This is a genomic window from Embleya sp. NPDC005971 (assembly GCF_040629175.1).
In the GTDB taxonomy this organism is placed as follows: domain Bacteria; phylum Actinomycetota; class Actinomycetes; order Streptomycetales; family Streptomycetaceae; genus Embleya.
Window position 1 is genome coordinate 45,057 of the sequence record NZ_JBEXUX010000044.1, and the last position, 20,588, is coordinate 65,644.

At 71.7% G+C, this 20,588-nt stretch carries 20 protein-coding genes and 2 pseudogenes; 16 read left to right on the forward strand and 6 right to left on the reverse strand.

Features of this window, described 5'->3' with window-relative positions:
* Positions 1-154: 154 nt before the first annotated feature.
* The 4 genes from uraD to ABZ374_RS31760 all read left to right on the forward strand — a co-directional run bounded on the left by uraD (position 155) and on the right by ABZ374_RS31760 (position 3,451).
* The gene (uraD, locus tag ABZ374_RS31745) at positions 155-652 is read left to right on the forward strand and encodes a 2-oxo-4-hydroxy-4-carboxy-5-ureidoimidazoline decarboxylase (protein ID WP_360317587.1); all 498 of its coding nucleotides are present in this window, start codon (positions 155-157) and stop codon (positions 650-652) included.
* The gene (gene uraH / locus ABZ374_RS31750; RefSeq protein WP_360317589.1) at positions 649-990 is read left to right on the forward strand and encodes a hydroxyisourate hydrolase; all 342 of its coding nucleotides are present in this window, start codon (positions 649-651) and stop codon (positions 988-990) included. Before uraD ends, uraH begins: the two co-directional genes overlap by 4 nt.
* 5 nt (positions 991-995) lie before the next feature.
* Positions 996-1,910 carry a factor-independent urate hydroxylase gene (gene pucL, locus ABZ374_RS31755; RefSeq protein WP_360317591.1) on the forward strand — a complete coding sequence of 305 codons (915 nt, stop codon included), beginning with the start codon at positions 996-998 and terminating at the stop codon, positions 1,908-1,910.
* 125 nt (positions 1,911-2,035) lie between these two features.
* On the forward strand, positions 2,036-3,451 hold the full coding sequence (locus ABZ374_RS31760; protein WP_360317593.1) for an 8-oxoguanine deaminase: 1,416 nt from the start codon (positions 2,036-2,038) through the stop codon (positions 3,449-3,451).
* A gap of 143 nt (positions 3,452-3,594) precedes the next feature.
* Here ABZ374_RS31760 and ABZ374_RS31765 read toward each other — a convergent pair whose 3' ends face one another.
* The 3 genes from ABZ374_RS31765 to aceB form a co-directional block, all read right to left on the reverse strand.
* On the reverse strand, positions 3,595-3,951 hold the full coding sequence (locus ABZ374_RS31765; protein ID WP_360317595.1) for a hypothetical protein: 357 nt from the start codon (positions 3,949-3,951) through the stop codon (positions 3,595-3,597).
* A 101-nt stretch (positions 3,952-4,052) separates the two neighbouring features.
* The gene (locus tag ABZ374_RS31770; RefSeq protein WP_360317597.1) at positions 4,053-4,442 is read right to left on the reverse strand and encodes a gamma-glutamylcyclotransferase; all 390 of its coding nucleotides are present in this window, start codon (positions 4,440-4,442) and stop codon (positions 4,053-4,055) included.
* A gap of 261 nt (positions 4,443-4,703) precedes the next feature.
* On the reverse strand, positions 4,704-6,323 hold the full coding sequence (gene aceB / locus ABZ374_RS31775; protein ID WP_360317599.1) for a malate synthase A: 1,620 nt from the start codon (positions 6,321-6,323) through the stop codon (positions 4,704-4,706).
* Between the two features lie 106 nt (positions 6,324-6,429).
* On the opposite strand from aceB, the gene ABZ374_RS31780 reads away from it, so the two are divergent.
* From ABZ374_RS31780 to ABZ374_RS31790, 3 genes and pseudogenes are all read left to right on the forward strand, one after another.
* On the forward strand, positions 6,430-7,233 hold the full coding sequence (locus ABZ374_RS31780) for an IclR family transcriptional regulator (protein WP_360317601.1): 804 nt from the start codon (positions 6,430-6,432) through the stop codon (positions 7,231-7,233).
* Positions 7,234-7,351: 118 nt separating this feature from the next.
* Positions 7,352-8,262, forward strand: a pseudogene (gene moaA / locus ABZ374_RS31785) (GTP 3',8-cyclase MoaA); the annotation flags it as partial.
* A 10-nt stretch (positions 8,263-8,272) separates the two neighbouring features.
* Positions 8,273-8,452, forward strand: a pseudogene (locus ABZ374_RS31790) (molybdenum cofactor biosynthesis protein MoaE); the annotation flags it as partial.
* On the opposite strand, the gene ABZ374_RS31795 reads toward ABZ374_RS31790, so the two are convergent.
* Positions 8,436-9,659 carry a TetR/AcrR family transcriptional regulator gene (locus ABZ374_RS31795; protein ID WP_360317604.1) on the reverse strand — a complete coding sequence of 408 codons (1,224 nt, stop codon included), beginning with the start codon at positions 9,657-9,659 and terminating at the stop codon, positions 8,436-8,438. The pseudogene ABZ374_RS31790 and the gene ABZ374_RS31795 overlap by 17 nt on opposite strands.
* 108 nt (positions 9,660-9,767) lie before the next feature.
* On the opposite strand from ABZ374_RS31795, the gene ABZ374_RS31800 reads away from it, so the two are divergent.
* Positions 9,768-10,547, forward strand: coding sequence for an SDR family oxidoreductase (locus ABZ374_RS31800; RefSeq protein WP_360317606.1), 780 nt, complete (start codon positions 9,768-9,770; stop codon positions 10,545-10,547).
* A gap of 181 nt (positions 10,548-10,728) precedes the next feature.
* Here ABZ374_RS31800 and ABZ374_RS31805 read toward each other — a convergent pair whose 3' ends face one another.
* On the reverse strand, positions 10,729-10,902 hold the full coding sequence (locus tag ABZ374_RS31805) for a hypothetical protein (RefSeq protein WP_360317609.1): 174 nt from the start codon (positions 10,900-10,902) through the stop codon (positions 10,729-10,731).
* Positions 10,903-11,041: 139 nt separating this feature from the next.
* On the opposite strand from ABZ374_RS31805, the gene ABZ374_RS31810 reads away from it, so the two are divergent.
* The 7 genes from ABZ374_RS31810 (at position 11,042) to ABZ374_RS31840 (ending at position 17,729) form a co-directional block, all read left to right on the forward strand.
* Positions 11,042-12,079, forward strand: coding sequence for a glycerophosphodiester phosphodiesterase family protein (locus tag ABZ374_RS31810; RefSeq protein WP_360317612.1), 1,038 nt, complete (start codon positions 11,042-11,044; stop codon positions 12,077-12,079).
* 161 nt (positions 12,080-12,240) lie between these two features.
* Positions 12,241-13,386, forward strand: coding sequence for an FAD-binding oxidoreductase (locus tag ABZ374_RS31815; protein ID WP_360317615.1), 1,146 nt, complete (start codon positions 12,241-12,243; stop codon positions 13,384-13,386).
* Positions 13,383-13,670: a (2Fe-2S)-binding protein gene (locus tag ABZ374_RS31820; protein ID WP_360317618.1), complete on the forward strand. Its 288-nt coding sequence runs from the start codon at positions 13,383-13,385 to the stop codon at positions 13,668-13,670. The genes ABZ374_RS31815 and ABZ374_RS31820 overlap by 4 nt, the downstream gene beginning before the upstream one ends.
* Positions 13,667-14,980 (forward strand): FAD-dependent oxidoreductase, encoded by a 1,314-nt coding sequence (locus ABZ374_RS31825; protein WP_360317620.1) that lies wholly within the window; start codon positions 13,667-13,669, stop codon positions 14,978-14,980. The genes ABZ374_RS31820 and ABZ374_RS31825 overlap by 4 nt, the downstream gene beginning before the upstream one ends.
* Positions 14,977-15,909: a dihydrodipicolinate synthase family protein gene (locus tag ABZ374_RS31830; RefSeq protein WP_360317623.1), complete on the forward strand. Its 933-nt coding sequence runs from the start codon at positions 14,977-14,979 to the stop codon at positions 15,907-15,909. Before ABZ374_RS31825 ends, ABZ374_RS31830 begins: the two co-directional genes overlap by 4 nt.
* On the forward strand, positions 15,909-16,910 hold the full coding sequence (locus tag ABZ374_RS31835; RefSeq protein WP_360317625.1) for a proline racemase family protein: 1,002 nt from the start codon (positions 15,909-15,911) through the stop codon (positions 16,908-16,910). The genes ABZ374_RS31830 and ABZ374_RS31835 overlap by 1 nt, the downstream gene beginning before the upstream one ends.
* Positions 16,911-17,045: 135 nt before the next feature.
* Positions 17,046-17,729: a GntR family transcriptional regulator gene (locus ABZ374_RS31840; RefSeq protein ID WP_360317628.1), complete on the forward strand. Its 684-nt coding sequence runs from the start codon at positions 17,046-17,048 to the stop codon at positions 17,727-17,729.
* A gap of 66 nt (positions 17,730-17,795) precedes the next feature.
* Here the strand turns inward: ABZ374_RS31840 and ABZ374_RS31845 are convergent, their stop codons facing one another.
* Complete coding sequence (locus ABZ374_RS31845; RefSeq protein WP_360317631.1) at positions 17,796-19,067, reverse strand: alpha/beta fold hydrolase; 1,272 nt, start codon at positions 19,065-19,067, stop codon at positions 17,796-17,798.
* A gap of 193 nt (positions 19,068-19,260) precedes the next feature.
* On the opposite strand from ABZ374_RS31845, the gene ABZ374_RS31850 reads away from it, so the two are divergent.
* Positions 19,261-20,445, forward strand: coding sequence for an alpha-hydroxy-acid oxidizing protein (locus ABZ374_RS31850; protein WP_360317633.1), 1,185 nt, complete (start codon positions 19,261-19,263; stop codon positions 20,443-20,445).
* Positions 20,446-20,588 lie beyond the last annotated feature (143 nt).

The window sequence follows — 20,588 nt, forward strand, 5'->3', positions numbered from 1 at the left end:
GACGTTCGGTCGGGTGGGTGATCGGCTTCAACAAACTGTTGACGGGGGTGATTCGGAGCGCCTAGCGTTCCGGCCATCGTCGCATCGGGGTGCCCGCTCCGGTGCGGCGTTCGACTCCGGGTGGGGGTGCCCGCCCAGTGGGGAGGTTCCCGAGATGTCATCTGCGCCAGGACTCGACAGGCTCGACGAGGCGTCCACCGACGAGGCGATTCGGCTGCTCGGCGAGGTCTGTGCGAGCGGCGCCTGGATCGGCGCGGTGCTCGCGGGCCGGCCGTACGGGGAGCCGGACAAGCTGTACACGAGTTCCGACGAGGCGGTCGCCGCACTGACCGCCGCCGATCTCCAGGAGGCGATCGACGGCCATGCCGTGATCGGCCGCCCGCGCCACGACGATCCGCAGTCGGCGCGCGAACAGTCGGGCGTCCACCGGGCGGGTGACGCGGTGTTGGCCGAACTGCGGGCCGGGAACATCGCGTACGAGAACCGGTTCGGCCGGGTCTTCCTGATCTGCGCGAGTGGTCGCAGCGCTGCGGAGATGCTCGCCGAACTGCGGCACCGACTCGACAACGAACCGGCGTTCGAGTGGGAGGTCACCCGCGAGGAGTTGCGGAAAATCAACCGCCTGCGTCTGGAAGGGCTGATCTCCACGTGATCTCCACCCACATCCTGGACACCAGCGAGGGCCGACCGGCGACCGACGTCCCGGTCGAGTTGTCCCGGCGCGCGGCCGACGGAACGTGGACCGTGCTCGGCACGTCCGCCACCGACGCCGACGGCCGCTGCCCGGACCTGCCTCCGCTGGGTGTTCGACCCGACGCCGGACCGGTCGACGTCCGGCTGGTCTTCGACGTCGCCGCGTACCGCCGTGCCCGCGGCGAGACGCCGTTCTTCCCGGAGGTCCAGGTGGTCTTCACCGCTGACCCCGGCACCCGCTACCACGTACCGCTCTTGCTCAACCCGTACGGATACTCCGTTTATCGAGGGAGCTGACAGGCATGCCGATGGTGCTCGGCCAGAATCAGTACGGAAAGGCGGAGACCCGCGTGGTGCGGGTCCGCCGCGACACCGAACGGCACGAGGTCAAGGATCTCAACGTCAGCGTCGCACTGTCGGGCGAGTTGTCCGACACCCACTTCACCGGCGGCAACGACAACGTGCTGCCGACCGACACCATGAAGAACACCGTGTTCGCCTTCGCACGGGAACACGGCATCGACTCGGCCGAGGGCTACGGCGTGCGCCTGGCCCGGCACTTCGTCGAGTCGCAGCCCTCGATCACCCGGGCCCGGGTACGGATCGAGGAGTACCCGTGGAACCGGATCCCCGCCGCTCCCTCGCGCAACCGCTTCATCGGCGCGGACGAGATCCAACACTCGTTCGTCCGCGACGGCGGCGAGACCCGGACCACCGAGATCGTCTGGGAACACGGGCGGGTCCGGGTGATATCCGGGCTCAAGGACCTGATCGTGATGAACACGACGTCCTCCGAGTTCTGGGGCTACATCAAGGACCGATACACCACGCTCCGGGAGGCGTACGACCGGATCCTGGCGACCCAGGTCACCGCCCGCTGGCGGTTCTCCTTCGACGCGGGCGACGACGCGGTCGAGCCGAACTGGGAGCGCTCGTACGCCCAGGTGCGCCGACACCTGCTGGAGGCGTTCGCCGAGACCTACTCCTACTCGCTCCAGCAGACCCTGTACGCGATGGCCAACCGGGTCCTGACCGGGCGGCACGAGGTGGACGAGGTTCGGCTGTCCCTGCCGAACAAGCACAACTTCCTCGTCGACATGGAGCAGATCGGCGTCAAGAACGACAAGGAGGTGTACTACGCCGCCGACCGACCCTACGGTCTGATCGAGGGCACGGTGCACCGCGAGGGCGTCACTCCGCTGATTCCGGTGGACTGAACACACACTGCTCGGGCATTACCCCGGAGGATTCTCATCCGCCGTCCCGCCTCCGGGGCCCGCAGCAGGCAGGACCAGACGGCGGTACGTTCGCACATCGGACCGCTGCCGCAAAGGGACTGCCCATGTCTGTAGGGACCTCCGCCGGGAACGCCGCAGGGAACTCCGCCGCGACGTCCGCCGCCACCGGGCGCGTCGTCATCGAGAACTGCGCGATCGCCACCGTCGACGCACGCGACACCGAATACGCCTTCGGCCACATCGTGACCGCCGGCAACCGCATCGAGTCGGTCGGCGCCGGAGCCGCCCCGGCCGGCTTGGAGAACGTGGTGCGCCGGGTCGACGGAACCGGCCACCTGGTCACCCCGGGCCTGGTCAACACCCACCACCACTTCTACCAGTGGATCACCCGCGGCCTCGCCCAGGAGTGCAACCTCTTCGACTGGCTCGTGACGCTGTACCCCACCTGGGCGAAGATCGACGACGAGATGTGTTACGCCGCCGCACAGGGCTCGGCCGCCGCGCTGTTGCGCTCGGGCTGCACCACCTCCACGGATCACGCGTACGTCTTCCCCAAGGACGGCGGCGACATCCTGGGGGCGGAGATCCGCGCGCTGGCCGAACTTGGCATGCGCTTCCAGCCCACCCGCGGCTCGATGGACCTGGGCCGGTCGCAGGGCGGGCTGCCCCCGGACGCGTGCGTCGAGGACACCGACGCGGCACTCGCCGCGACCGCCGGGGCGATCGACAGATGGCACGACGCGTCCTTCGACTCGATGGTGCGAGTCACCGCCGCGCCCTGCTCTCCGTTCTCCGTCACTCCGGAACTCCTGTGCGGAGCAGCCGAGTTGGCCCGAGCCAAGGGCGTGCGACTGCACACCCACGGGTCGGAGACGGTGGAGGAGGAGGCGTTTTGCCGGGAGAGGTTCGGCATGGGTCCCACCGACTACCTGGAGAGCGTGGGCTGGCTGGGCGAGGACGTGTGGATGGCGCACTGCGTGCACATGAACGACTCGGACATCACCAAGTTCGCCGCCACCGGCACCGGCGTGGCGCACTGCCCGTCCTCCAACGCCCGAATCGCCGCGGGCATCGCCCGGGTGCCGGAGATGGTGGCCGCCGGCGTGCCGGTCGGCCTGGGCGTCGACGGCACCGCCTCCAACGAGTCGGGCGAGCTGGGTACGGAACTGCGCAACGCCCTGCTGATCGCCCGGCTGCGGGGCGGCCCGGCGGCGATGACGGTCCGTCAGTCACTGCGACTGGGCACGATGGGCGGCGCGAAGGTGCTCGGTCGCGAGCGCGAGATCGGCTCGTTGGAGCCCGGCAAGCTCGCCGACCTGGCCATGTGGCGGGTGGACGGCGTACTGCACTCGGGGATCGTCGACCCGGTCGCGGCCCTGGTCCTGGGTGCGGCGGCACCGCTGACCCTGCTGCTGGTGAACGGCCGCGAGGTGGTCGAACAGGGGCACCTCTCCCGGGTCGACGAGGAGGAGATCGCCCGCAACGTCGCCCACGCGGCGGCCCGGCTGCGCGCCGCGTAAACGGCCGAACCGCCGAGCCGGCGGACCGGCGGACCGGCAGGCCCGAGCGCCGGCGCCCCGACACACCACCGTCATCCCCTGACCTGCCGTCACGCGGCCGAGGCCCCCGGGACTTCGGCCGCGCGTCGGCCCGCGCCGGCACCTCAGTCCCGCGCCGCAACCGCCTTGGCCACCAGCGCCAGCGGCACCGTCGCACACTGCGTCGCGGACGCCACCGTCATCGTCCGCACCCCGGTCCGCCCGGCGATGTCGACCAGTCGCGCCGCGTCGCACGAGTACGGCCGGCCATGCGGCACGTCCCGGGCACACGTATCCGCGTCGACGAACGCCGGCAACCACGGCTGCCCGTCCCGGCCGCGAATGAAGACCACCGACTCGGTGTCGTCGATCGCGACGACCACCCCGCCGGCCACGATCTCCGCGAGCAGGTCGGCAGGGTCGATCTCGGAGTCGTCGGCGCGGTCGAGGATGGCGGCCAGGGCCGGGTTCGCGGCAGTCATGCCAAGATCATATGGGCCCCGATTGTCGGGATTGGGCAGCACCGACCCGGCGCAACCCACGCCGACCCGGGTCGGACCCGCCCCGCGTGCTCGAAGCCGGACTACGCCTCACGCCCCAGCGTCCGCAAATAGGCGCGCCAGCCACCGAACTCGGTGATCTCCTTGTGCCGGCCCGACTGCAATTCGCCGCGCCGCAGGATCATCGAGAAGCAGGCCGAGCCGTCCTCCAGCTTGATGATCCCGAACTCCAGCTCGGCCGGCTCGGTCGGCAGGAGGTTGTCGCGCAGCACCTCGTCCGGAACCTCGTACACCTCGCCCGCGATCTGCACCTCGCTCGCCGGATCGGGCAACAGACCAGGACAACGGTCGCCGATGGAGAAGAAGCGATAGCCGGGCGCGGTACGGGTCTTGGCCACCAGCGGCGCACCCGCCAGGTGATGGTGGAACGGACCACCCTCCATCGCCTGGCCGTTGAGGAACATCCGTGCCATTGTGCTGCCTCCTGTTCGATGCCCGCACGGACAACGTCGGCGCGAGCAGTGTCGGCATGAGATGCCCGCACGAACAGCGTCGGCGCGAGCGGTGTCGACGCGAGCGATCTCGGCACCGGCGGTACCGGCGCGACGTCGCCCGCGCCCGAAAACACGGTGCCAAGCTGCGGAACGACCGGGCCCGCCCGATTGGACGCGCCCCACGACCGCCGGGGTGGACCCGGCCGTCCCGGTATTGGGGGGATCGGCGAACAGCCCGCCTCAGTCGAGCAGTTCGTATCCCGGCAGGGTGAGGAAGTCGACGAAGTCCGCAGCCAGGGCCACCTTGAGGAACAGGTCCCGGGCGGCCGTCCAGCGGCCCGCCTCGAACCGGTCGTCGCCGATGTCCTCGCGCAGTGCGCCCAGTTCCTCGACGACCAGGCGCCGGACCAGGTCTGCGGTCACCTTCTCGCCGGTGTCCGCGAGCACCACGCCGTTGTTGATCCACTGCCAGACCTGGGACCGGGAGATCTCCGCGGTCGCCACGTCCTCCATCAGGCCGAAGACGCCGACCGCCCCGTATCCGCGCAGCCACGCCTCCAGGTAGCGCAGCCCGACCCCGACCGCCGCGTGCAGCCCGGCCCCGGTCGGCGACCCCTCGGCCGACGCCACATCCAGGAGCTGATCCGCCGTCACCTCGACGTCGTCCCGGGTGCGTTCGATCTGGTTGGGTCGATCGCCGAGCACCGCGTCGAACGCCTCGCGGCAGACCGGCACCAGGTCGGGGTGCGCCACCCACGAGCCGTCGAAGCCGTCGCCGGCCTCGCGGTCCTTGTCGTCGCGCACCTTGGTCAGCGCCGCCGCGTTGGCCGCCGCGTCGCGTCGGGAGGGGATCACCGCCGCCATCCCGCCGATCGCGTGCGCCCCGCGCCGGTGGCAGGTGCGCACGAGCAGTTCGGTGTACGCCCGCATGAACGGCGCGGTCATGGTGACCGCGTTGCGGTCCGGCAGGACGAACGCGTCGCCCGCGTCGCGGAAGTTCTTGACGATGCTGAACAGGTAGTCCCAGCGGCCCGCGTTCAGACCCGACGCGTGCTCGCGCAGTTCGTACAGGATCTCGTCCATCTCGAACGCGGCCGTGACCGTCTCGATCAGCACGGTGGCGCGGATCGTACCGCGCGGGATGTCCAGCAGGTCCTGTGCGTGCCGGAACACGTCGTTCCACAACCGGGCTTCGAGGTGGCTCTCGATCTTGGGCAGGTAGAAGTACGGGCCCAGGCCCCGGTCGAGCAGGCGGGCCGCGTTGTGGAAGAAGTACAGCCCGAAGTCGACCAGCGCGCCGGCGGCCGGCACTCCGTCGACCAGGACGTGCCGCTCGTCCAGATGCCAGCCGCGCGGGCGCATCACCACGGTGGCCAACTCGTCGTCCGGGCGCAGCCGGTAGCTCTTGCCCTCGGCGGTGGAGAAGTCGATCCGCCGGTCGTAGGCGTCGATCAGGTTGAGCTGATGCGCGACGACGTTGTGCCAGGTCGGCGCCGACGCGTCCTCGAAGTCGGCGAGCCAGATCCGGGCGCCGGAGTTGAGCGCGTTGATGGTCATCTTGCGATCCGCCGGGCCGGTGATCTCCACCCGTCGGTCCCGCAGCGCGGGCGGCGCCTCGGCGACACGCCAGTCGGCGGCCCGCACCTCGGCGGTCTCCGGCAGGAAGTCGAGCCGGCCGGTGCGGGCGATCTCCTCGCGTCGGGCCCGGCGCAGGTCGAGCAACGCGTCGCGACGGCCGCCGAACCTGCGTTGCAGGCTCGCCACGAAACGCAGCGCCTCGGTGGTGAGCACCTCGTCCGCTCGCGGCACGGAGCCGCCGGTCGCCGTGCCGTGCTTGACCACGATGGCCGGTGCACTCATGGGTGGCTCTCCTTCGCCGTCGACGCTCTTTTGTAGAGTGGACATTAGTTTCCGGGAAACGGAAGTTCAACAACTTGTTGAAATATTCTCGACGAAGGATCATGCCGTGGCCGCACTCGACTCACGTAGCAACGGCACGAGCGGTGGCGTCCAGTCCCTGGAACGCGCGTTCGACCTCCTCGAACTGCTCGCCGACGCGGGCGGAGTGCTGACGCTCAGCGAACTCGCCGCGCGTTCAGGATTGCCCATGCCCACCATCCACCGCCTGGTACGCACGCTCGTGTCGCTGGGATATCTGCGCCAGGACGCCTCTCGCCGCTACACCCTGGGCCCGCGGCTGATCCGGTTGGGCGAGACCGCAGGTCGCCTGCTCGGCGGCTGGGCCCGGCCGTACCTGGCCGAACTGATGGAGGCCACCGGCGAGACCGCCAATCTCGCGGTGCTGGAGGCCGGCGAGGTGGTCTATGTCGGCCAGGTGCCCAGCAGGCATTCGATGCGGATGTTCACCGAGGTCGGCCGGCGCGTACAGCCGCACTGCACCGCGGTGGGCAAGATCCTGCTCGCCCAACTCCCGGAGGCGGACGCCGCCCGCGTGCTCGGCGGTCGACCACTGACCTCGCACACCGAACACACCGTCACCGATCCGGCCGAGCTGCTCGCCCAGTTCCCGCGGATCAGGGCCCAGGGCTATGCGATCGACGACCAGGAACAGGAACTCGGCGTGCGCTGCGTCGCGGTCGTGGTGCCGGGAGCGCCCACCGCGACCGCGCTGTCCGTGTCCGGCCCCGAGGGCCGGATCCGGGCGATGGAGGAGCGCTGGATGACCACCAGGATGCAGGAGATCGCGGTCCGGCTGGGCGCGCGCCTGGGCGGCACCGAACCGGCCCCGGAGTCGATGCCCACGAACTGACACCCGCGCCCGGTCCGCGCCTTCGGATGAATCCACCACACCGCCCGCACCCGCGCCGACCGGCTCTCGTACGTTCCGCCCGTGGACCCTCGCCGGCCCGGCGGCTCTACTGGCGGGCATGTCCCACCCCTTCGCGCCACCCGCTCCGCTGCTCGACCGGTTCGCTCGTGTGCACACCGACCTGCGCGTGTCCCTGACCGACCGGTGCAATCTGCGCTGTACGTACTGCATGCCCGCCGAGGGCCTGCCCTGGTTGCCCGCCGACGACCTGCTCACCCGTGCGGAGACCACCCGCCTGGTCCGGATCGCGGTGGAGCACCTGGGCATCCGCACGGTGCGACTCACCGGCGGCGAACCGCTGTTGCGGCCGGATCTGCCCGCGCTGATCGCGGATCTGGCCGGCCTGCCCCGGGCTCCCGAACCGTCGCTGACCACCAACGGAGTCCGGCCGGCGGCCCTGGCCCCCGCACTGTGCACGCGGCGGGTCTGCGGCGGGTCAACGTCAGCCTGGACACGCTGCGGCCCGAGCGGTTCGCCCGGCCCACCCGCCGGGACCGGATCGAGGACGTGTTCGCCGGGCTGCGCGCGGCACGCGCGGTCGGCCTCGCGCCGGTCAAGGTCAACACGGTGCCGGTACGCGGGCTCAACGACGACGAGATCGTGCCGATGGTCGAAGGGGCGATCGAGCACGGCTACCGGCTGCGCTTCATCGAACAGATGCCGCTGGATCCGCACGGCGCGTGGGATCGCGACCTGATGATCACCGCGGCCGAGGTACTGGACCGACTGGCCGCACGCTTCACCCTCTCCGCCGCGCCCCGGGACGACTCGTCGCCCGCCGAGGAGTGGCACCTGGCCGGCACCGACGCCGCGGTCGGCGTGATCGCGAGTGTGGCCCGGCCGTTCTGCGGTGCGTGCGACCGGGTCCGCCTCACCTCCGACGGACAGTTGCGCACCTGCCTGTTCGCCCGCGAGGAGTCCGACCTGCGCGGCCTGCTGCGCTCGGGCGCGGACGACGACGAGATCGCCTCGACCTGACCGAGTGGGCGACCTGCTCGTCGGCGACACCGCGATCGTCGTGGCGGTCGCCACCGCACATCGCGCGGCGGCCTTCACGGCCTGCCACGAACCGGTCGACCGGATCAAGCACGAGGTGCCGATCTGGAAGCGGCAGACCTACCTCGACGGCGCCCGGGGCCGGGTCAACTGCGAGCACTGAGCGCCGGCGGCCCGACCGGATCCAGCCCGAGCACCGCACCGGCCACCGCGGCAAGCGTCGCGGCCACCCCCGCGGTGTCCCGCAGATGGCGGGTGCGCGCCACGTCGTTGATCGCGGTCAGCGCGGCGTACACCCGGATCCGGGCGGGCGCCGTCGCGTACTCCGGGCGCACCGCGCACAACAGGTGCACCCACTCCATCAGGTAGTCGGACTGCGCCTGCCGGGCCCGATGCCGAGCCGGCGTCGGCAGGTGCGAGACCTCCGTGAGCAACAACGTGACCAGGTCGCTGTGTTCGGCCGCGAATCGGATGTAGGCCGCCAGCAGGACGCGCAGCGCCGTCTCGGGATCCGCGGCGCCGGCGAGCGCGCGCGTCATGTCCATCGCCAACCACTCGATGCCCCGGGTCACCGCCGCCGAGAGCAGGTCCCCCTTGCTCTCGAAGTGGTTGTACACACTCGGGCCCGCGATTCCGGCCGCCGCGCCGATGTCCTCGATGGCCACGCCCGCGTACCCCTGCTCGGCGAACATCCGTACGGCCGCGGTCAGCAACGCCTCGCGGCGCGAGCGCAGCACCAGCCCGGCCGGCGGACGGGCCATCGGCACCAGTTCGGCGGGCGGCGCGGCCACCGCCGCCCGGCCCAACTCCACCAGCAGCCGCAGATATTCCGGACGCGGGAGTTCGATGTGATGGAAGGACGGGCTGAGCAGCACGCCCAGGCCGCACCACGCGAGCAACTCGGCCTGTTCGGGCGACAACTCCGGCCGGGCGGTCCGGATCAGCCCGGCGACCACGGCGGTCACCGCGCGGATCTCGCGCCGGACCTCGGCCCGCTCCGCCGCCGGCAACAACCGGCCCTCGCGCTGCCACAACACGCCGACCTCGCGATGGTCGAGGGTGACCGCGACCACCGCACGCAGCACGGTGTCCGGATCCTCGACCGCGCTGCGCGCCAGTGCGTCGCGCACCGGCGCGACCCCGTCGAGCACGACCTGCATGAGCAGGTGCTGCTTGCTCCGGAAGTGCCGGTACAGCGCCGACGGTCCCATGCCCACCGCCTCGGCGATGTCGCTCATACCCACGTCCGCGTACCCGCGGCGGTGGAACAGTTCGGCTGCCGCGGCCAGGATCAGCGCGCGCCGATTGCGTGGTCGGGTCCCCCGGGCCGGTGGCACGTGTCCACCGACCTTGCGCACCGCAGCCGCCATCGCGTACTTCCTTCCGGGATCCGCCCCGGCGCCATTGTTTCAGCCGGCCGCGCCCGCCGCCGACGCGCGAATCGGGCCCTCGGGCGTTCGGTTACTACCCTGGGCGACATGACGACCTCACTGATCACCGGTGCCACCTCGGGCCTCGGCGCCGCGTTCGCCCGACGACTCGCCCACGAGGGGCACGCCCTCGTCCTGGTCGCGCGCGACCGGGAACGCCTGGCCGAATCCGCCCGCGACCTGAGCGAGGAGCACGGGGTGCCGGTGGAGGTGCTGGCCGCGGACCTGGCCACGGACGAGGGAATCGCGGCGGTCGAGGCCCGGCTCGCCGATCGCGTCGCACCGGTGGACGTGTTGGTCAACAACGCCGGCTTCGGCAACAAGGGCGGTTTCCTGGACGCGTCCACGGCCGACGAGGTGCGCATGCTCAAGGTGCACTGCGAGGCGGTGCTGCGGCTGACCACCGCCGCGAGTGCCGCGATGCGCGAGCGTGGTCGCGGCTGGGTGATCAACGTGGCCTCCGTCGCGGCCTTCCTGCCGCGCGGCACCTACGGCGCGAGCAAGGCGTGGGTGGTCAGCTTCACCGAGGGCGCGGCCCGCGAACTCGCGGGCAGTGGTGTGCGGTTGATGGCGCTGTGTCCGGGCTTCGTGCGCACCGAGTTCCACCTGCGGGCCGGGATGGGCACCTCCAACATCCCCAACTGGATGTGGTTGGACGCCGATCGGGTGGTCGCCGCCGCGATCCGCGACCTCGCGGTGGGCCGCACGGTCAGCGTGCCGGACCTGCGCTACAAGGCGGTGGTCGGGTTGGCCAAACTCACCCCCCGCGGCCTGTTCGGCAGCGTGTCCACCAGGACCGGTCGGCTCTACGGACCGACCCGCCCGTAGCGCACAGCCGGCCACCGGCCCAAACACGCCACAGGCCCCGCCGACGCGAAGTCGGCGGGGCCTGCGGGCGCGTACCGGGCGGGGCGGTGGGGACTTCACGCCCCTCCCCCGGGCATCCGCGAGGTTCGGGGGGATCGTCCGGGGCCGGTGCCCGGGGGCGCCGGCCGCGGACGCCGGGCCGTCAGCGCTTCGGGCGACCCTTGGGCCGGTCGCTCTTGCCGCGCCTGGCCGCCTTGTGGGATTCGAGGGTGTCCGTCGCCTCCGCTGCCGGTGCCGGTGCGGAGTCGGCACGCTCGGCTTCGACGAACAGCGAATTCTTGTTCTGCAGGTGAGGTTTCGACTTCTGCTTGGCCATGGCCGTTTTCCTCCTACGGAGAACCGATGGTCGGTCGTCATCCACTCTCACATCGATCGTCACGCGGTGCATGTCGAGAGCTACCGAACGTGTTGATCGAATGCGAATGGCAGCCCGAAATTGCTTCTACGATGCCTGGATGCTCCTTGACCCACCCGGGCGCGCTCCCCGGCCCCGGACGCGATTCCACCGCAGCAAACGAGGGATCGTCGGCTCCCTGACCGGCCTGGGCCTCGCATTCGGTTGCGTGCAATGCCTGGTGCCCGCCTACCTGCACGACGGTGCGAAATCGTCCTTGGCCGGTGCCACTCTCACGCCCTCCAAGCCGCCGCCGGCCGCCGCCGCGCATCCGCCCGCGGGGATTCCGGACACCCCTCGGGGCGGCGCCGCGATCGAGGGCCGCAGCTACATCCGCGTACCCGGCGCCCGGCCGATGGTGTTCGGACATCGGGGTGCGCCGACCCTGGCCCCGGAGAACACGCTGCCCTCGGACGAGGCGGCCCGGCGCTCGGGCGCGGACTGGATCGAGAACGACGTGCAGCCCAGCGTCGACGGCGTCCCGCACATCATGCACGACGCCACCGTGAATCGAACCACCAACGGCAAGGGCCGCCTGCGCGAACTGACGGCTGCTCACCTGGCCACGCTGGACGCCGGCAAGTGGTTCAAGCCGTCCTTCGCCGGCACCCATGTACTGACCCTGCGCGAGCAACTCGCCGACCTGCGCACGCACGGCGGCCGGCTGCTCCTGGAGATCAAGACCCCGCACACCCGGGAGGAGATCTCCCGGATCGTCCAGGAGGTACGGACCGCCGGCATGTCCGGCCGGGTGTTCGTGCAGAGTTTCGACGTGGATTCGCTGCGGATCACCCGTGACGTCGCCCCCGAGTTGCCGCTCGGACTGCTCCGGGATCGGCTGGACCCCGATCCGGTGGCGCTGGCCAAGGAGTTGCGCCTCGCCTCGTACAACCCGTCCTACCAGGCCCTGCGGCAACGCCCGCAACTGGTGCAGCAGTTGCACGCCGCCGGCATCGCGGTACTGGCCTGGACGCCGGACGACCCCAAGGAGTGGGCGGCGCTCGACGAGGCGGGGGTGGACGGCATCATCACGAACCGGACCGCCGACCTGGTCTCGTGGCTCACCACGCACCACGCGAAGGGCACCGGCAAACCCTGAATCGACGCACCACGAGGCCCGCGGCCGATTCCGGGTAACCCTCCCGGAACCGGCCGCGGGCCTTCTTCTCGGAGGTTCGGCCCGGCCGGCCGGGCCGACTGTCCACGGACCGGCGTCGGCAAACCCTTTACCTCGTGAGGGCAATGTGACATTTTACAGATGTGAGCGAACTCCGTCCCAGTGATGTCGTCGTCATCGGCGCGGGCGTCGTCGGCGCCGCGTGCGCCCACTACGCCGCCCGTGCCGGCCTGTCCGTCACCGTGCTCGATCGTGGTCCGGTCGCGGGCGGGACCACCGGTGCCGGCGAGGGAAACCTGCTGGTCTCCGACAAGGAGCCCGGACCCGAGCTGGCCCTGGCCCTGCTCTCGCTCCGCCTGTGGGCCGAACTCGCCGAGGACGGGCCCGATTTCGAGTACCAGCGCAAGGGCGGCCTGATCGTCGCCCGGACCGGGGCCGAGGCGGGCGCGATGGCCGCCACCGCCGCCACGCAGCGCCCCTGCGGGGTCACCGCGCACGCCGTGGACGCCGCGGACCTGGCCTCCTACGAACCGCACCTGGCCCCGGGGCTGGCCGGCGGGACGCACTATCCGCAGGACGCGCAGGTGCAGCCCGCGCTGGCCGCCGCCGCGCTGCTGAGCTCGGGGGTGCGGTTGCACACCGGGGTCAGCGTCACCGGCTTCCGGCTCGGGCGGGACGGGCGGGTGCTCGGCGTACGCACCTCGCACGGCGAACTCGCCACCGGCGCGGTGGTCAACGCGGCGGGCACCTGGTCCGGTGCGGTGGCCGCGCTCGCCGGGGCGTCGCTGCCGATCCTCCCCCGCCGCGGCTTCGTACTGGTCACCGAGCCGCTGCCGGCGATGGTGCGACACAAGGTGTATGCCGCGAGCTACGCGGGCGACGTCGCCGGCGACGACGCGGACCTGGCCTCGTCGGCCGTGGTCGAGGGCACCCCGTCCGGCACCATCCTGATCGGCGCGAGCCGCGAACGGGTCGGTTTCGACCGTTCGTTCCCGGTCCCGGTGCTGCGCCGGCTGGCGGCGCAGGCGATCGAGCTGTTCCCGTTCCTGGCCGGCGTCTCGGTGTTGCGCGCCTATCGGGGGTTCCGGCCGTACTCCCCGGACCACCTGCCGGTGATCGGCCCGGATCCGCGCGTGCCCGGCCTGTGGCACGCGTGCGGTCACGAGGGCGCCGGCGTCGGACTGGCGCCCGCCACCGGGCACCTCGTCGCCCGGGGACTGACCGGCAAGGACCCCGAGTTCGACTCCACCCCATTCGCCCCGACCCGCTTCGCGGAGGTGTCCTCGTGACCGGCGCATCCGAACCCACCCCGGTCCACCCGCCCGGCGCGGACCACTTCCGGATCGGCGTGGACGGTCGGCCCGTCCCGGTGGAGGCCGGGCAGACCGTCGGCGCCGCGATGCTCGCCGCCGGGATCCGGTCCTGGCGCACCACCCGGTTCGCCGGCAAGCCGCGGGGGTTGTTCTGCGGCATCGGGGTGTGCTTCGACTGTCTGGTCACGGTGAACGGCACCCCCTCCCTGCGGGCCTGCCTGGTCACCGCCCGCCCCGACGACGAGGTGAGCACCACATGACCCACGACCTGGTCGTCGTCGGCGCCGGCCCCGCCGGCCTCACCGCCGCCGTCACCGCCGCCCGCTTCGGCCTGCGGGTCGCCGTCCTGGACGCCGGCTCCCGCGCGGGCGGCCAGTACCACCGGCACCGCGCCGGTCGGCCGCCCGCCTGGCCGCCGCTCGCCCGCCTGCATACCGTCGAACACCTCGCCGAACACCGCGTCTGGGCGGTCGAACGCACGGCCGACGGCTTCGCCGTGCACGCCGTGGCCGGCGAGCGGGACGGCGGCCCGGTGACCGTGACCGGCCGCAACCTGCTGCTGGCCACCGGCGCCTACGACCGGCAACTGCCCTTCCCCGGCTGGGATCTGCCCGGAGTGCTCACCGCCGGCGGTGCCCAGGCCCTGATCAAGGGCAACGGCGTGGCGCCGGGCCGACGCGCGGTGGTGGCCGGCACCGGTCCGTTCCTGCTGCCGGTCGCGGTGGCGCTGGCCGACGCGGGCGTCAAGGTGAGCGCCGTGCTGGAGGCGTCCCGACCCACGCCGCGGGCCGCCGCGCTCGCGCCGCACAGCCCCGCGCGCGTGGTCGAGGCGGGCCGCTACGCGCTCGCCCTGGCCCGTCGGCGCATCCCGTACCGAACCGGCCGGGCCGTGATCGCCGCGCACGGCGACGACACCGGCCTGACCTCGGTCACCGTGGCCCGTCTGGACGCCGACTGGCGACCTCGTCCCGGGACGTCCACCGAAGTGGCCTGCGACACCCTCGCGGTCGGCTTCGGATTCACCCCGCAACTCGAACTGGCGGGCCAACTCGGGTGCGCGACCACCCCGGACGGCTTCGTCGCGGTCGACGCCCGACAGGCGACCGATCTTCCCGGGCTGTCCGCCGCCGGCGAGAGCACCGGCATCGGCGGAGTGCATCTGGCGGAGGTCGAGGGCGAGTTGGCCGGGTACGCGATCGCCGGCCGGACGCCGCCGCGCGCGCTGTTGCGCCGCCGGGCCGCGCTCACCCGGTTCGCCGCCGGGTTGCGCGCGCTCTACCCGGTCCGCCCCGGGTGGTCGTCCTGGTCGCACGCCGACACCCTGATCTGCCGCTGCGAGGAGGTGCCGCGCGATCGCATCGAGGAGGCGGCCCGGCTCGGCGCCGACGACGTGCGCTCGATCAAGCTGCTCACCCGCGCCGGCATGGGCTGGTGCCAGGGCCGGATGTGCGCCGAGGCCACCGCGTGCGTGTTGTCCGACGTGCTGGACAGACCGATCGCCGCGCCGGCACCCACTCGTCCGATCGGTGTGCCCATCCGTCTCGGAGACCTAGCCCAAGGAGCCTCATGAGCCCGCATCCCGCCTCCTCCCCTGCCGGTCCGGACCGACCCGACACCCGGCAGCCGTGGCACGGAGTCGTGGTGGCCACCGCGCTGCCGCTGCGCGAAGACCTGTCCGTGGACTTCGACGCCTACGCCGAACATGTGCGCTGGCTGGTGGATTCCGGCTGTGACGGCGTCTGCCCGAACGGCTCGCTCGGCGAGTACCAGTCGCTCACGCCCGACGAGCGGGCCCGGGTGGTCGACGTCGCGGTCGAAGCGGTGGGCGGCGACCGGGTGTTGCCCGGCATCGCGGCCTACGGCGCGGCGGAGTCGCTGCGTTGGGCCGAGCAGGCCGCCGAGGCGGGCGCCCGCGCGGTGATGCTGCTGCCGCCCAACAGCTACCGCGCGGACACCCGCACGGTGCTCGACCACTACCGCACCGCGGCCCGCGCCGGCCTGCCGATCGTCGCGTACAACAACCCGTTCGACACGAAGGTCGACCTGACCCCCCGACTGCTCGCGGACCTGTACGAGGAAGGTCTCGTGGTCGGCGTCAAGGAGTTCACCGGGGACGTGCGCCGGGCCTACGAGATCGCCGAACTCGCGCCCGGACTGGACGTGTTGATCGGCAGCGACGACGTCGCGCTGGAGTTCGGGCTGGCCGGTGCGGTCGGCTGGATCGCCGGCTACGCGAACGTCTTCCCGCGGGCCACCGTCGAGTTGTACCGCGCCGCGATCGGCGGCGATGTGCGCGCCGTGTTGCCGCTGTACCGCCTGTTGCATCCACTGCTCCGGCTGGATTCGCGCACCGAGTTCGTACAGTCGATCAAGCTGTCGATGGACCTGGCCGGGCGCCGCGGCGGCCCGTGTCGCGCGCCGCGGCTCCCGTTGTTGCCCGAACAGGAGGCGTCGGTGCGCGAGTTCACCGAGAAGGCGCTCGCGGAGGGACTGGCCTGATGCGCTCACGACACGTTTTCCACGCGGTCGACTCGCACACCGAGGGCATGCCGACCCGGGTGATCACCGGCGGCGTCGGCGTGCTGCCCGGTGCCACCATGGCCGAGCGGCGGGTGCACTTCATGGCCCACCGGGACGACCTGCGCACGCTGTTGATGCACGAGCCGCGCGGACACGCCGCGATGAGCGGCGCGATCCTGCAACCGCCGACCCGCCCGGACGCGGACTACGGCGTGTTGTTCATCGAGGTGTCGGGTTGCCTGCCGATGTGCGGACACGGCACGATCGGGGTGGCCACCGTGCTGGTGGAGACCGGCATGGTCGAGGTGGTCGAACCGGTCACCACGGTCCGCCTGGACACGCCCGCCGGCCTGGTGATCGCCGAGGTCGAGGTCCGCGACGGCGCGGCCCGCTCGGTGACCCTGCGCAACGTCCCCTCGTACGCCCACACCCTGGACGCGACCGTGGACGTGCCGGGTCTGGGTTCGGTCGGCTACGACCTGGCCTACGGCGGCAACTTCTACGCGATCCTGCCGATCGACAAGGTCGGCCTGCCGTTCGACCGGGCCGAGGGCGGACGCATCCTGGAGGCCGGGCTGGCGATCATGACGGCGATCAACGAGCAGGCCCGGCCGGTGCATCCGGAGGATCCGAAGATCGCGGGCTGCCACCACGTGCAGTTCCTGGCGCCCGGCTCGGACGCCACGCTGTCGCGCAACGCGATGGCGATCCACCCGGGTTGGTTCGACCGCTCGCCGTGCGGCACCGGAACCAGCGCTCGGATGGCCCAGTTGGCCGCACGCGGCGAATTGGCGATCGGACAACCGTTCGTCAACGAGTCGTTCATCGGGACCCGCTTCCACGGGCGGCTGGTGGAACGCACCGAGGTGGGCGGCCATCCGGCCGTGGTTCCGCTGGTCACCGGACGGGCCTGGATCACCGCCACCGCGCAGTATCTGCTCGATCCCGAGGATCCCTTCCCGGCCGGGTTCCGCCTGTGAGGGCGGCCGAACCGGGGGCACAACCGGGGGCACGACCGGCCGAAATATGCTCACGCTCGGTGATCGCCCGTACGCACAGCTCCGATCCCGCCCACAGGGTGACTGACCGTCAGTAGCATGGCGGGAGGAGGCACCATGGAAACGGGACACGGAGCGCTCGCGCTGCCGTCCTTCGATGATCGGCCGATCCTGCGGGATCGGGTGGCACGGGAGTTGCGCGCGGCGTTGATCGCGGGCGAGATGCGGCCGGGTGTGGTCTATTCCGCGCCCGCGTTGGCCGCGCAGTTCGGCGTGTCACCGACCCCGGTCCGCGAGGCGATGCTCGACCTCGCCAACGAGGGACTGGTCGAGGCCGTTCGCAACAAGGGCTTTCGGGTCACCGAGCTCTCCGACCGCGAGTTGGACGAGTTCACCGAGGTCCGCGCGCTGATCGAGGTTCCGGTGGTGGCCCGCCTCGCGGGCGTGGTCACCCCGGCCCAACTGGCCGCGCTGCGACCGGTCGCCGAGGAGATCGTGGCGGCGGCGGAGGAGGGCGACCTGATCAGGTACGTGGAGGCGGATCGCCGCTTCCATCTGTCGTTGCTCGCGTTGGCGGGCAACGAACACCTGGTTCGGGTGGTCGGCGATCTGCGCAAACGCTCGCGCCTGTACGGCCTGTCCCGGCTCGCGCAGAACGGCCGCCTCGCCGCGTCCGCCGCCGAGCACCTCGAACTCCTGGACGCGCTCGCCACCGGCGATCCCGCCCGGGCCGAGGACGTGATGGCCCGGCACATCGGCCACGTCCGCCACCTGTGGGCGGGTCCCGAGCAACCGAGCTGAAGCCGACACCGGCGGCCCGAGCACGAGGCACTCGGGCGGCCGGTTCGGTCGGCGTGTCGTTCCCGGTCACAGTCGGCCGGCGACCATGTCCATCAGGCGGTCCAGGACCGCGCCGCCGGAGGCGTTGGAGCCGTTGTGCTCCCATTCGTTGGTGACCCACGCCCGAACGTTGGCCACCCGGCGCGCGGTGTCCAGGGACAGGTCCGCGTCCACGTACATGTCGTCGAAGAAAACCGCCGCCGCGACCGGGACCCGGTTGTTCCGCAGTCGCTCGACGTCGTACAGGACGGGCCAGTCGTCGTGCCGGGCGAGCAGGTCGGCCGCTTCGCGGAAGGGGCGCAGGGCGGCGATCTCCTCGAACATCCAGGGGTACATCATCTCGCCGGTGAACAGCAGCGGATCGGCGGTCTCGGCGAACTCCGGCAGCTCCGCGTGCACCTTCGCCGCGGCCCATCCGGTGGCGACCTTGCCCTGCGCGTAGATCGGCTCCTGGAGCACGGCCCACAGCGGCTGGTCGGTGAGGGCGGTGGCGTGCATCGCGGCGGCCCGGAAGGTGTCCGAGACCCGGTCGCCGTCCCACGCCTCGTCCAGCATCCAGTGCACCTGCTCGAAGCCGTCGCCCATCCCGAACACCTGGCCCAGGAACTGCAGCCGGCGCGGGGTGAGTCGGTCGCCGTCGGGCAACCGCACGTCGTGCGCGGCCAGATGGTCGGCCAGTCGCCGCACCGCCGCCACGTCGTCCGGATAGCGGGCGTAGTACTCGGCGTTCTTCGCCCGCACCCGGGGATACGTGCGGTGGTAGACGTCCTCGGCCGTGCAGTCCAGGCCGATCAAGCCCCCGGTGACATAACAGGACTTCAGGCCCTCGGGCGCTTGGGAGAGGTAGGCGAGCGTGATGAAACCGCCATAGCTCTGCCCGAGCGTCTCCCACGGCTCGTCGCCGCACAGCCGTCGACGGATGAACTCGGCGTCTGCGACGATCGCGTCCTCGCGCATGTGCCGCAGCAGCGCGGCGAGTTCCTCGGGTGCGGTACGGGCCGCCAGGCTCGGTGTGATCGGCGTGCTGCGACCGGTGCCGCGTTGGTCCAGGAGCAGTACGCGGTGGGTGCGCAGCGCGCGCTGAAGCCAGCCGGTGGCGCGATTGGGTCGCCCGGCCTTGCCGCCCGGGCCGCCCTGCAGGAAGCACAACCACGGCCGCTTCCGGTCCGCGGCGAGCGGATCGACCACCTCGCGTGCGAAGACCTCGATGGTCGGCCCGTCCGGACGGGAGTGGTCGAGCGGAACGGTGAAGGTGTGATCGGTCAGGGCCATCCCCGGTATCCGGGTGATGCGGGTCATGCGTCTTTCCCCCCAAGCTCGTGTCCGTGTCCGTGTCCGTATCCGTATTCGGGTCTCGCGTGCGGATGGTGCGGACGGCACACGAACGAATCTGCCCCGATATACCGGCGCCGACTCGTTCGGCCCTTCCGCGCCGTCGACGGGTGCGCAAGGGTCGGGGGTTCCGATTCCACTCGGCGAAAGGTGTGCAGTCGTGGTCGATGGCGCCGACGCTGCCGGTCCCTATTCCGCGTTCCAGGACTCGATCTACCTCGATGGCCTGCTGACCGGGCAGACGCCCGCGTATCCCACGGACGCCGGCGCCCTGGAGGTGGCCGCCGGCGAACGGCTCGATCCGGGTCCGCGCGGCTACGTGCTGGGCGGGGCGGGCGGCGGGGCGACGATGCGGGCCAATCGGGCGGCGTTCGAGCGGCGCCGGATCGTCCCGCGCATGTTGCGCGACGTGGGGACGCGCGACCTGTCCTGCTCCGTGCTGGGCACCGCGACACCGGCGCCGGTGTTGCTCGGGCCGGTCGGGGTGCAGTCCATCGTGCATCCCGAGGGCGAGTTGGCGACCGCGCGCGCCGCGGCCGCACTGGGGCTGCCGATGGTGTTGAGCACGGCGTCGTCCCATACGTTGGAGGAGGTCGCCGCCGCGTCCGGGTCGGGTCCGCGCTGGTTCCAGCTCTACTGGCCGCGCGACGACGACGTGACGATCAGCCTGCTCGCCCGGGCTCGGGCGGCCGGGTACACCGCGCTCGTGGTCACCCTGGACACCTGGTTCCTGGGCTGGCGGCCCAACGACCTGGATCGCGCCTATCTGCCCTTCCTGCACCAGGTCGGCATCGCGAACTATCTGAGCGATCCGGCCTTCCTGGCCGGGCTGAGCAAGCCGATCGCGGAGGACCCGACCGCGGCGATCGTGCACTGGGCGGGAATGTTCTCCGATCCGACCAAGACGTGGGCCGACCTGGCGTTCCTGCGCGAGAACTGGATCGGGCCGATCGTGCTCAAGGGTGTCCTGCATCCGGACGACGCCTGCCGGGCCCGCGACGCCGGTCTGGACGGGGTCGTGGTCAGCAACCACGGCGGGCGCCAACTCGACGGGGCGGTGGCCGCGTTGGACGCGCTGCCGGCGGTGGTGGCGGCGGTCGGCGAGGACTTGACGGTGCTCTTCGACAGCGGCGTACGCACCGGGACGGATCTGCTCAAGGCGCTGGCCCTGGGCGCCCGGGCGGTGTTGCTGGGCCGGCCGTACGTCTACGGACTGGCGTTGGGCGGCGAGGCCGGCGTGCGGCACGTACTTCGGTGCCTGCTGGCCGAGTTCGACCTGTCCATGGCCCTGTCCGGGCACACCCGCCCGGACGAGTTGCACGCCTCGGTGTTGACCTCGGATTGACCGGGCCGCGCGAAGGCCCGAATGTCCGCTCAAAATGGCCCGATTTGCCGCGCCGATTCCGATACTGTCCGCGCATGATCACGCCCGGAACGAGAGGTCCCGCCTCGTGAGCGATCGCGCGCGCCCCGCCACCTCGCACGCCA